Annotated in this window: 11 protein-coding genes and 1 pseudogene; 6 read left to right on the top strand and 6 right to left on the bottom strand. The window is 65.5% G+C overall.

Annotated elements, in window-relative coordinates:
* The first annotated feature begins 257 nt into the window (after positions 1–257).
* The 6 genes from BST40_RS25895 (at position 258) to BST40_RS25920 (ending at position 7,036) form a co-directional block, all read left to right on the top strand.
* On the top strand, positions 258–1,682 hold the full coding sequence (locus tag BST40_RS25895) for an MFS transporter (RefSeq protein WP_269466942.1): 1,425 nt from the start codon (positions 258–260) through the stop codon (positions 1,680–1,682).
* Between the two features lie 186 nt (positions 1,683–1,868).
* Positions 1,869–2,168 (top strand): PE family protein, encoded by a 300-nt coding sequence (locus BST40_RS25900; protein ID WP_075549663.1) that lies wholly within the window; start codon positions 1,869–1,871, stop codon positions 2,166–2,168.
* A 24-nt stretch (positions 2,169–2,192) separates the two neighbouring features.
* Positions 2,193–3,452: a PPE family protein gene (locus BST40_RS25905; RefSeq protein ID WP_083156181.1), complete on the top strand. Its 1,260-nt coding sequence runs from the start codon at positions 2,193–2,195 to the stop codon at positions 3,450–3,452.
* Positions 3,453–3,727: 275 nt separating this feature from the next.
* On the top strand, positions 3,728–4,957 hold the full coding sequence (locus tag BST40_RS25910) for an acetyl-CoA acetyltransferase (RefSeq protein ID WP_083156183.1): 1,230 nt from the start codon (positions 3,728–3,730) through the stop codon (positions 4,955–4,957).
* Positions 4,958–4,959: 2 nt separating this feature from the next.
* The gene (locus BST40_RS25915) at positions 4,960–6,474 is read left to right on the top strand and encodes a carotenoid oxygenase family protein (RefSeq protein ID WP_075549660.1); all 1,515 of its coding nucleotides are present in this window, start codon (positions 4,960–4,962) and stop codon (positions 6,472–6,474) included.
* Between the two features lie 79 nt (positions 6,475–6,553).
* Complete coding sequence (locus tag BST40_RS25920) at positions 6,554–7,036, top strand: VOC family protein (protein WP_075549659.1); 483 nt, start codon at positions 6,554–6,556, stop codon at positions 7,034–7,036.
* 5 nt (positions 7,037–7,041) lie between these two features.
* On the opposite strand, the gene BST40_RS25925 is transcribed toward BST40_RS25920, so the two are convergent.
* The 6 genes and pseudogenes from BST40_RS25925 to BST40_RS25950 all read right to left on the bottom strand — a co-directional run.
* Entirely contained in the window at positions 7,042–7,779 is a 738-nt protein-coding gene (locus BST40_RS25925; RefSeq protein WP_083156186.1) for a trimeric intracellular cation channel family protein, read from the bottom strand.
* Between the two features lie 41 nt (positions 7,780–7,820).
* Positions 7,821–8,240, bottom strand: a complete 420-nt coding sequence (locus BST40_RS25930) for a hypothetical protein (RefSeq protein WP_075549657.1) — start codon at positions 8,238–8,240, stop codon at positions 7,821–7,823.
* Between the two features lie 36 nt (positions 8,241–8,276).
* On the bottom strand, positions 8,277–9,059 hold the full coding sequence (locus tag BST40_RS25935) for a VOC family protein (protein WP_083044455.1): 783 nt from the start codon (positions 9,057–9,059) through the stop codon (positions 8,277–8,279).
* A gap of 107 nt (positions 9,060–9,166) precedes the next feature.
* Positions 9,167–9,604: a type II toxin-antitoxin system Rv0910 family toxin gene (locus tag BST40_RS25940; protein ID WP_075549656.1), complete on the bottom strand. Its 438-nt coding sequence runs from the start codon at positions 9,602–9,604 to the stop codon at positions 9,167–9,169.
* Positions 9,605–9,608: 4 nt separating this feature from the next.
* Entirely contained in the window at positions 9,609–9,788 is a 180-nt protein-coding gene (locus BST40_RS25945; RefSeq protein WP_075549655.1) for an antitoxin, read from the bottom strand.
* A 94-nt stretch (positions 9,789–9,882) separates the two neighbouring features.
* Positions 9,883–11,137 (bottom strand): annotated as a pseudogene (locus BST40_RS25950) (PPE family protein); the annotation flags it as partial.

Raw genomic sequence — 11,137 nt, forward strand, 5'->3', positions numbered from 1 at the left:
CACCCTGACCACGCTCCAGTCGCCGTCTTCAGCACCCCCGTTGCCGCCCGCCCCGCCCGCTCCGTAACCCGTCGTCGGCTCACCTCGCCGGATTGTCGCACCTAAGACGGGCACAACGGCATACCCCGCACTGGCTGTGACTGCTGAGGCGCATGCAATAGCTGCCGATCGACAGCGCATCGATGCTCTGCGCTGCCACTCGTGACCGGGTACGCTGCCGCAGGCCCCTTCGGGCGGTCGACGAGGAGGACAACCGGGTGACTGTGGGTGATCGTTTGCCGGCCGACCATTTCCGGCCAACGTACCTGCGCAGGGTGGTTGCGGCGTCCATGGCCGGCACCGTCGTCGAATGGTACGAATTCTTCCTCTACGGCACCGCCGCGACGCTGGTGTTCAGCAAGGTGTTCTTCGCCCAGGGCGGCAATGACCTGGACGCCATCCTTGCCGCCTTCGTGACCTACGCGGTGGGCTTCGCCGCCCGCCCGCTGGGTGGCATCGTCTTCGGCCAGTTGGGGGACCGGTTCGGACGCAAGAAGCTGCTACAGCTGAGCCTGCTGCTGGTGGGTGCCGCCACGTTCCTCATGGGCTGCCTGCCGACCTTCACCCAGATCGGCTACTGGGCTCCCGCACTACTGGTGACGCTGCGGTTCATCCAGGGTTTCGCCGTCGGCGGCGAATGGGGCGGTGCGGTTCTGCTGGTCGCCGAGCACAGCCCCAATGCCAGCCGCGGCTTCTGGGCGAGCTGGCCGCAGGCCGGAGTCCCCGGCGGCAACATGCTGGCCACCGTGGTGCTGTTGGTCCTCACGTCCACATTGTCGGATGCGGCGTTCCTCAGCTGGGGCTGGCGCGTGGCGTTCTGGTTATCGGCGGTTGTCGTCCTGATCGGCTACTACATCCGCACCAAAGTCACCGACGCGCCGATATTCGTCGAGACGCAGCAGCAAAGCGAGCGCGACAACGCGACGTCGTTCGGCCTCACCGAGGTGTTAAAGCGTTACCCGCGTGGTGTTTTCACGGCGATGGGGATGCGCTTCGGGGAGAACGCCATGTACTACCTGGTGGTGACTTTCTCCATCACCTATCTCAAGGTGCACGTCCACGCCAACACCGTGGCCATCCTGTGGTGGCTGCTGGCCGCCCATGCCACGCACTTCGTCGTCATCCCCCTGGCCGGACATCTCAGTGACCGATTCGGCAGGCGCCCAATCTATTTCGTCGGTACCGTCACCGCCGCCACGTGGGGTTTTTTCGCTTTCCCGATGATGGACAGCGGCCGCAACGCGATCATCTTGTCAGCCGTGGTGATCGGATTGGTCTTCCATGGCCTCATGTATGCCACCCAGCCCGCGGCCATGGCAGAGATGTTTCCAACCAGGATGCGCTATTCCGGAGTCTCACTCGGTTATCAGGTCACCTCCATCGTGGCCGGTTCATTGGCGCCGATCATTGCTGTCCGGTTGCTCGAAACCTACAAGTCCGCCACTCCCATTGCCTGGTACCTGGCGGCTGCCGCCTCGGTGAGCGCCGTCGCCATCCTGGTCGCCCGCGAGACCAACGGCGTTGACCTGGCCGACGTCGATCGCGCCGACGCCCAGCGGCTGTTCGCCGAACGCGAACGGGTGCGCCTGGACGAGCCTCGTGAGGGACCGGAGCCGGTCGCCCTCGTCGCCGACGCCGAATGACTTCCGAATAGCGCAAAGCCTTGCTATCCATCCGATATGGATCTCGGCCAAACGGGGTTCAGCGAGCAGGCGACGAAGTACCCTGCAGCTAAGGAATGCCTTCCTGCGGGGTTGTCGGGGCGCCCGCCCGTCTAATTCACCTATCGGACAGGCAATCCGGCGCCTTCTGCGAGTTAGGAGAATGTGATGACGTTTGTGGTCACCCAGCCGGAGACACTAGCCGCGGCGGCCGGGAATTTGCAGGAGATCGGATCGGCAGTCAGCGCTCAAAACGTCGCCGCGTCGGCTCACACGACAAGTGTGGCTCCCGCCGCTGCCGACCAGGTGTCGGCGCTGACGGCGGCGCGCTTCAGCGCACACGCGCAGCTCTACCAGGTAGTCAGCGCCCAGGCCGCAGCTATTCATCAGGCCTTCGTAGCCGCCCTGGCCGCCAGTGCGAACTCCTATGAGGCGACCGAGGCCGCCAATGCCATCGCCGCCGGTTAGACCGGCTAAGACTGGCCGAGAAGGGTGTTAGCGACGGACTTCGGTGCGCTGCCGCCGGAGGTGAATTCCGCCTTGTTGTACATGGGTCCAGGGTCTGGACCCATGCTGGCGGCCGCCACCGCGTGGGAAAGCCTTACCGCGGTGTTGAACGCCGCAGCGGTTTCCTATGCCTCGGTGGTCTCGGCGCTGACGCTCGAGTCGTGGCTGGGTCCCGCGTCGGCGTCGATGGCAGCTGCGGCCGCGCCGTATGCGGAATGGTTGAGCGCCGCGGCGGAGCAGGCCCGGCAGACCGCTGCCCAAGCATCGGCCGCGGCGGCGGCGTACGAGACGGCGCGGGCCACGGCGGTGCCGCCGCCGCTGATCGCGGCCAACCGCAGCCAATTGGCGACGTTGGTCACGACGAACACCTTCGGTCAAAACACCCCGGCGATCGAGACCATCCAGGCCGACTATGCCGAGATGTGGGCGCAGGACGCCGCCGTCATGTACCAGTACGCCGAAGCGTCCGAGACCGCGTCGACGCTGATGCCCTTCAGCCAACCGGCGCACACCGCCGACCCGACGGCGTCGGCGTCCCAGGCCGCCCAGGTCCCCGGGGCAGCCGACGCGTCGACGGCGGGACCGGCAGCGTCGCTTGGTCCCGAAACGCTGCAACTACTCGCGACGGCCGCGTCATCTGCTCCGCTCGAGTCACAGCTACCCGCGCCGGCGGCCAGCATCACCATCCCCACCCCGATCGGGGACCTGGATGTGCTGGCCCTCTACATCTCGGCCATCGGCACCGCCAGCCTGTCCCTGGCGGTGGTCAACACCGCGAGACCGTGGTACTTCGGCTACAACGGGTTTCGGCCCGCTCCGAGCCCCGGCGGGATAGAACCCACGCAAGGTGAGCCCCTCAGTTCGGAGCGAGAGGTGTTGGCGTCGTCGCCGCGAAGCGTCGGTAGCGCACCCGTGTCCGCAGGTACCGGCCAGGCGGCCCTGGTAGGGGGGTTGTCGGTGCCGCACGGCTGGACCATGGCCGCCCCAGAGATCAAGCTGGCAGTCGAGTCGCTGCCCAGCGCCGGCCTGAGCGCCGCACCCACAGACCTGGGAGGGGCTCCGGTGGGCCTGCTGAGCGGGATGGCGCTGGCGGGTCTGGCCGGACGCGGCGCCGGCGGCACGGGGCCACGTGCCCCCAACGAAGCCGCCGCGGAGCAGGACGGGGAACCCAAGCGCAAGCCCACCGTCGTGGTGATCCAGCAGCCGCCGCCAGCCGGAGGAACACCGGGCAATCGTCCGCTCTAACTGAGCCAAGCGGTACTGCCACACCCGCGATCTACGGAATTGCAGCAGCTCAGCACCATTCGTCGAGTCTCGAGACCCGTCTTGGCGAAGATGTTTGTCAATCGCCGCCGATGGCAATGACCCACAAGAGGGGGGTGTATTGGCCGGCCTTTACGCCTTCCCAGGTCCCGTCGGTTCAGCCCGAGAGCCGATGGGGCCGCCCACCTTCCGGGCGGATTTCGCGGCTCACCGGATATCACCGAATGCGCGCACCTAGCTGGGGTACCGTGCCGCATATGGACGGCACTGCAGGCGTGTGGGTTCTTGGCGGTTACCAAAGCGATTTCGCTCGCAACCTCACCAAGGAGCGCCGGGACTTTGCCGACCTGACGGCAGAGGTCGTCGCCGGCACGCTGAGGGAAGCCCGGGTCGACGCCGCCGACATTGCCGCGACAGGCGTCGTCCATGTCGCTAATGCCTTCGGCGAGATGTTCGCCGCTCAGGGCCATCTGGGAGCGATGCCAGCCACCATGTGCGACGGCCTCTGGGACACCCCGGCCTCTCGGCATGAGGCCGCGTGCGCGTCCGGCAGCGTGGCCACGCTGGCGGCGATGGCTGACCTACGCTCCGGCGCCTACGACAGCGCGCTGGTCATCGGGCTCGAATTGGAAAAGACCGTGCCCGGTGACATCGCGGCGCAATACCTGGGCGCGGCGGCGTGGACCGGGCACGAGGGCGCCGAGGCGCGTTACCTGTGGCCGTCGATGTTCGCCGAAGTCGCCGATGAATACGACCGGCGCTATGGCCTGGACGACACGCACCTGCGGGCCATCGCCGCGCTCAACTACGCCAACGCCCGCCGCAATCCCAACGCCCAGACTCGGGGCTGGACGGTTCCCGACCCGATCACCGACGACGACACGACCAACCCGATCACCGAAGGACGGCTGCGGCGCCTGGACTGCAGCCAGATGACCGACGGCGGCGCGGGAGTGGTGCTGGTCAACGACGCCTACCTGCGGGCCCATCCCGACGCACAGCCGATCGGGCGGATCGACGGCTGGGGGCATCGCACCGTCGGGCTGGGATTGCGCCAGAAGCTTGAGCGCGCCGCTCACGACCCCTACATACTGCCGCATGTGCGCTCGGCCGTGCTCGACGCATTGCGTCGCGCACAGGTGAGCCTCGACGACGTCGACGGGTTCGAGGTGCACGACTGCTTCACCCCCAGCGAGTACCTGGCCATCGACCACATCGGGCTGACCGGCCCGGGCGAATCCTGGAAGGCCATCGAAAACGGCGAGATCGAGATCGGCGGCCGACTGCCGATCAACCCCAGCGGTGGGCTGATCGGCGGTGGACATCCCGTCGGTGCCTCCGGCGTGCGGATGCTTCTGGACGCGGCCAAGCAGGTCAGCGGCACGGCCGGTGACTATCAGGTCGAGGGCGCGCGAAGATTCGGCACCCTGAACTTCGGCGGCAGCACCGCTACCACCGTCAGTTTCGTTGTCAGTAAAGGCGTTTGATCATGAATGTCGAGATCGTCGGCAAATACCTGTCCACCCTGCCCGAGGACGACGACCACCCCTACCGTACCGGTCCGTGGCGACCACAGACCACCGAGTGGGACGCCGACGCGCTGACCGCCGTCGAGGGCGAGATCCCCCGCGACCTGGACGGCATCTACCTGCGCAACACCGAGAACCCGCTGCATCCGGCGTTCAAGACCTACCACCCGTTCGACGGCGACGGCATGGTGCACGTCGTCGGCTTCCGCGATGGAAAGTCCTTCTACCGCAACCGTTTTGTCCAGACCGAGGGCTTCCTGGCGGAAAACGAGACGGGCGGGCCGCTGTGGCCGGGACTGGCCGAGCCGGTGCAATTCGCCAAGCGAGACACCGGCTGGGGGGCTCGCACCCTGATGAAGGACGCGTCGAGCACCGACGTCATCGTGCACCGCGGCATCGCGCTCACCAGCTTCTACCAATGCGGCGACCTCTACCGGCTGGACCCCTACTCGGGCAACACCCTAGGCAAGGAGACCTGGAACGGGCACTTTCCGTTTGGCTGGGGCGTATCGGCGCACCCCAAGGTCGACGGCAAGACCGGCGAGCTGTTGTTCTTCAACTACAGCAAGCAAGACCCGTATATGCATTACGGCGTCGTCGACCAGAACAACGAGCTGGCACACTACGCCGCTATCCCGCTGCCCGGCCCACGGTTGCCGCACGACATGGCGTTCACCGAAAACTACGCGATTCTCAACGATTTCCCGCTGTTCTGGGATCCCCGGCTGCTCGAACACAACGTGCACCTGCCACGCTTCTACCCAGACATGCCGTCGCGCTTCGCGGTGATCCCGCGCCGCGGGCTTAGCGGCGACATCCGCTGGTTCGAAGCGAAACCGACGTTCGTGCTGCACTTCACCAACGCCTACGAAGACGGCGATGAGATCGTGCTCGACGGATTCTACGAGGGCGACCCCCAGCCGCTGGACACCGGCGGAACCAAGTGGGAGAAGCTGTTTCGCTTCCTGGCGCTGGATCGCCTGCAAACCCGGCTGCACCGGTGGCGGCTCAACCTGGTCACCGGCGCGGTGAAAGAAGAACAGCTGTCGGAGTCCATCACCGAGTTCGGCACGATCAACGACGGCTATGCCGCGCGTCAATACCGCTACGCCTATGCCGCGACCGGCAAACCGGGCTGGTTCCTGTTCGACGGGCTGGTCAAGCACGACCTGCTCACCGGAAACCAGGAGGGCTACTCGTTCGGTGACGGTGTCTACGGAAGCGAAACCCAGATGGCGCCCCGGGTTGGAGGCACCGCCGAGGACGACGGATACCTGGTCACGCTGACCACCGACATGAACGACGACAGCTCCTATTGTTTGGTGTTCGACGCGGCCCGGGTCGGTGACGGCCCGGTGTGCAAACTGCAACTGCCCGAACGCATTTCCAGCGGCACCCATTCGACGTGGGTGCCCGGCGCCGAGTTGCGGCGCTGGCGTGACGCGGAGTCGCCGGCGGGCGCCGTCGGGCTGTGATGCTCGCGAGCCTGTAATGCGGCAGGAAGACTACGAGTAGCGGCCTGCGAATTTACAGGCTCGGTGAAACGGAGGAGCAGTGAGCAACAACAAGCGCCGCCGGACGACACACTGGCCCAAGGAGTTGGCATCGATCGGCTGTATCCGCTTCGCCCGTCGCTCCTCGAATTTCGAGGAGACAGTGTGCTTTTACCGTGACCTGGTCGGGCTCCCGCTCTACGAGACATTCGGGGAAAGCTACGGGAGCAACGGCGCGATCTTCGGTCTGCCCAGCTGGAACCTCACCCTCGAGATCGTCGAGGCGGTCGACGAGGTCGCGGTGGACCATCACGAACAGCTGTGCCTGTACTTCCCGGACAATCAGGCCCAGCAGGCGGCGTTGGCACGGCTCCGCAAGGCTGGGATCGAGCCCGTCGAGCAGCATCCGTACTGGGAAGCGACGGGAGCGGTCACCTTCCGCGACCCGGACGGCCGGGAAATCGTCTTCGCGCCCTTCGTGTACGGGGTCAACGAGCCCGCCGACAGCTCCGCCTCGGGCATCCACGAGTTCCCGTCGAGCTGAGGCCGTCAGCGCTTCCGCGGCTTGCGCTTTTCGCCGACCAGCGGCAGCGGTGAGTCGTCGCTGTTGACCCGCAACGTAATTCGAGGTAGCCGCTTACCGGGTTGTCTTCGCAGGCCGTAGTGCCACGCCGGTCCTTCCGTCAACTGCCACCCCCTCCAGCGGGCGACCAGGCACAGGACGGCACCGACGACGGTGGCAACCACCGCGCCCACGGTGGCCTGCCCATAGTGGGCGAAGAGCACCACCACACCACTGGCGATAACCGCGCAGGTCGCGTAAAGCGTGTTACCGCCGAAGATCTGCGGAGTGCGGCGGACCGCGATATCACGCAGTGTCCCGCCACCCACTGCGGTGATGGTGCCCATCAGCAGTGCCGCCGCCCAGCCCAGGCCTATCCCGAGTGTCTTCTGCGCTCCCGCGACCGCCCACGTTCCCAGCGCGATCGCGTCGATGACCGGCAACGTCAGGCTCCAGGTGCGGCCGTATACCGGCACCAGAAAGGCCACGACGCCCCCGGCGATAGCCGTCACCAGATACAGGTAGTCGGTCAGCGCGACCGGTGGCCCGTGCTGCAACAGGGTGTCCCGGATCAGCCCGCCGCCCAGGCCGGACAGAATGGCCAACGCCGCAAACCCGACGGGGTCCAAGCGTTCCTCGGTGGCGACAATGCCACCGAGCACCGCGTTGCCGAAGACACCGGCGAGGTCGATGACCCGGAATACTTCGCCGAGCGTCGGACTCATGGGGCATCGCTATCAACACAGTCCGCCACGAATGGTGAAGTCTATTGCAGGGTCGCGGCGGCCACCGCCCACAGGGAGCTCAACACCGCACACCCGGCCGCGCCCCCGCCGACGTAAAGGCCGTACTCGGCCGACACCGGCGGGTTGACGTTGATCTGGTAGTACCAGATGGTGAGCGCCACTATGAACAGCGAAACCACTAGCGAGGCAACCGAAGACAGCTTGGCCGACAAACCCCGTCCCACCATCGCCCCGGCCACCACCAATGTCGACGACAGCAACACGATCAGCTGACCAGCGCCGAACCCAGGCGGAAGCGCCAGGTTACCGTGGGTGCCGCCGATGGCGTTTGCCCAGCCTCCGCCGCCGACCGTCGTCGTCAACCACGGCAGCCACGTGCTGATCGACACGATCACGGCGAATAGCGCCACCAGCCAACCCGGGCGCAGCCGGCGAATCATGCAAGCGAGCGTAATAGGGTGTCAACTCGCATCGAGTTACGCCACGCTTGTCTGCAGCGACGACAGGTTGAAGGCGACGCCCGTCGGATCGGTGGCCGCGGCAAGCCGCCCATAGGGGGTGTCCTCGGCCGCCCGCACTACGGCACCGCCGTTGTCGGTGATCAGCTGCAGGGTCTTGTCGACGTCGTGGGCACCGAAGAAGGTGGTCCAGTTCGACGGCACGCCGTCGGGCAGACAACCGGCGCCATCCATGACGCCGAGTAATTGCTCGCCACCGAACCACGCTGTGGTGTAGCGGAATTCGTCGGTGTCAGAAATGTCTTTGGTCCGCCACCCGAGGACCTCGCGGTAGAAGCCGACGGCCGCACGGTGATCGCGAGTAGTCAGTTGATGCCAGACGGGTGCGCCCGCTTCGCCGATCACCTCGAAGCCGCGATGCTCCAGCGGCTGCCACAAGCCGAACACCGCGCCCGTCGGATCGCTCGCCACACTCATGAAGCCCTTGGCGGGTACTTCCATTGGATCCAGGCAACTCGAGCCGCCCGCGGCGCTGACCTTGACAGCAGTCGCGTCGACGTCGGCGGTGTGGAAATAGATGGTCCAGGTGTCCGGCGACTGCTGCTGCGGGTTGTTGGCCATCAACCCCGCGACGGGATGGCCGTCCTTGGCGGCATTGACGTATCCGCCGTACTCGGGACCGGCGGATTCGAAGGTCCAGCCGAATACCGTGCCGTAGAAGTCTTGGGCGCGGTCGACGTCTGACGTGGTCAAGTCGACCCAGCAGGGGGCCCCCAGTGGCGCGCCGTGACGGATGGGCATGATGTCCTCCTTGCCGTGTGGTTTCACCGTTATGGACCGCCGTCGGCCCGGAAACTCATCGGCAGATCGGTCGGCTGGTCCGCGGCGGGCGCCATTGCGGGTCGGCGTCAGGCCGGTGCGAACACCTCGAGGAAGTTCTGCAGGGATTCGCTGATGTCGCTTCTGAGCGCGGCGGCGACGATCATGCCGATCGGCCCGAACAGAGCGGGTCCGCCGAGGTGCACATCGAAGCTCACGACGGAGCCCTCCGCTTTGGGCGCGACCTTGGCCATGAGCTTGACTTTGACACCGCCGACTCCGTCGCCGTTGAGCGTCATGCCTTCCGGCGGCTTGTAGCGCACGATCGTCCATCTGATCCGGTTGGGCATCCCCTTGACCTCGACGATCGACTCGACGACCGCGCCCCTCTCCAGCGTTTCGGGCAACTTACTGCGCCAGACCCGGTGGATCGTCAGCCACTCCCGGTAGCGGGACAGATTCGAGGCATGCAGCCACGCCTCCTCCGGCGGCAACGGGACATCAATGGATCCGGAGAGTTTCGCCATGGCTTCAGTTCTGCTGGTCGCCCGGATCGACTACTTTCTTGGCCTGCTCCTGCACCTTGTGGATGGTGTCGGAGTACTTGCCCTGCGTCTTGTCGTCGACGAATTTGCCGGCCTTGTCGATCACCGTCTCGACCTTGTCGGCGTTCTGTGACAGCAGGTCTTTTGCCTTGTCCACGATTCCCATGCGCAACCGTTCCTTCCGCGGGGGATCCTCAGCATCTCCTGACGAACCCTACTTGGCGGTGCCGACGGCCCGATGACCAGCCTTCGGCCCGCGGTTACGGCACCGAGCCGCTGAGGAAGAGGCCCGAGAGCTGGCTGCCGAAGTTGCCGATACCCGAGACCAGGCCGGCAAGCGCGATGCCCAGATCGCTGGTGTTGTCGACACCGGACAAGGCGCCGCCCAGGTTGATGATGCCCGACACCAGGCTGCCGCCGTAGTTCTCGAACCCCGAGCCCTGCGAACCGGCGTTCCAGAAGCCCGAGAGGGTATCGCCGAAATTGCCGAAGCCCGACGAACCGCCCGCGCCGGAGTTGAAGAAGCCTGACGACGGGCTACCGGTGGAGTTGCCGAAGCCGGGAACGGGCGAGAGGTGGAAAAGGGTGGCGGTAATGGGTCCGATACCGGCGCCGAGGTCGGCGTTGAGTTGCATGGTATCCCCGCCCAGCGTGAGGTCCAGCGGAATTGCGCCGATACTGATTGGTTCAATGACGATCGGGCTCAGTTCAGAGTTCAGCGGGAGGGTCAAGGTAATCGGAAGACCGTCTATAGGTATGGTGAAGCCGATATCGGTGTCCGGGATGTTGACGTGGATACTCGTTCCGCCCGAGTCGCCGTCAATAGCGAGCAACAAGTTCAGCGGAATCCCTGGACCGTTTACCCCGTGCAGGGTGAATTGATTGACGGTCAGGCCGGCGATCTGGCCGGTGATGGGGATGTCGAGTTTGCCGCCCAGTCCGAGGGTGAGCGGGATGTTGGGGATGGTGAGGGTGTAGTCGGCGGCGATGAGGCCCTGGCCGGTGCCGCGCCAGAAGAATCCGTTGTTGCCGTCGCCGGTGAGGAACGCGCCGGTGTTGATATCGCCGGTGTTGAACGCTCCGGTGTTGATATCACCGATGTTGAACCAGCCGGTGTTGGTGTCGCCGGGGTTAAACGAGCCGGTATTGAAACCACCGGCGTTAAACCCACCGGAGTTGAAGTCGCCGGCATTGGCCCATCCGGTGTTGCCCAACCCGGTGTTGAACAGCCCGGTGTTGGTGCCACCGGTGCTGGCGATCCCGGTGTTGAAACTGCCCGAGTTGGCGATACCGAAGTTACCGCTGCCGGAGTTGAAGAACCCGATATTGTTGCTGCCCGAGTTGAACAACCCCACATTACCGGCACCAGTGTTGAAGCCGCCGAACCCGATCTGATTATCCCCGGTCAGCCCAATCCCAATATTATTGGTGCCCTGGTTCGCCAACCCGAAATTCCCGAAACCGGTATTACCGAAACCGACGTTGAAACTCCCACTATTACCCCAACCCCGGTTC

The sequence above is a fragment of the Mycobacterium persicum genome (genome assembly GCF_002086675.1).
Classification (GTDB): Bacteria; Actinomycetota; Actinomycetes; order Mycobacteriales; family Mycobacteriaceae; genus Mycobacterium; species Mycobacterium persicum.

Bases quoted from the DNA above. Each gene is read 5' to 3' on its own strand.
- BST40_RS25900 (WP_075549663.1), top strand. From the start codon at position 1,869: ATGACGTTTGTGGTCACCCAGCCGGAGACACTAGCCGCGGCGGCCGGG.
- BST40_RS25910 (WP_083156183.1), top strand. From the start codon at position 3,728: ATGGACGGCACTGCAGGCGTGTGGGTTCTTGGCGGTTACCAAAGCGAT.
- BST40_RS25915 (WP_075549660.1), top strand. From the start codon at position 4,960: ATGAATGTCGAGATCGTCGGCAAATACCTGTCCACCCTGCCCGAGGAC.
- BST40_RS25925 (WP_083156186.1), bottom strand. From the start codon at position 7,779: ATGAGTCCGACGCTCGGCGAAGTATTCCGGGTCATCGACCTCGCCGGT.
- BST40_RS25930 (WP_075549657.1), bottom strand. From the start codon at position 8,240: ATGATTCGCCGGCTGCGCCCGGGTTGGCTGGTGGCGCTATTCGCCGTG.
- BST40_RS25935 (WP_083044455.1), bottom strand. From the start codon at position 9,059: ATGCCCATCCGTCACGGCGCGCCACTGGGGGCCCCCTGCTGGGTCGAC.
- BST40_RS25940 (WP_075549656.1), bottom strand. From the start codon at position 9,604: ATGGCGAAACTCTCCGGATCCATTGATGTCCCGTTGCCGCCGGAGGAG.
- BST40_RS25945 (WP_075549655.1), bottom strand. From the start codon at position 9,788: ATGGGAATCGTGGACAAGGCAAAAGACCTGCTGTCACAGAACGCCGAC.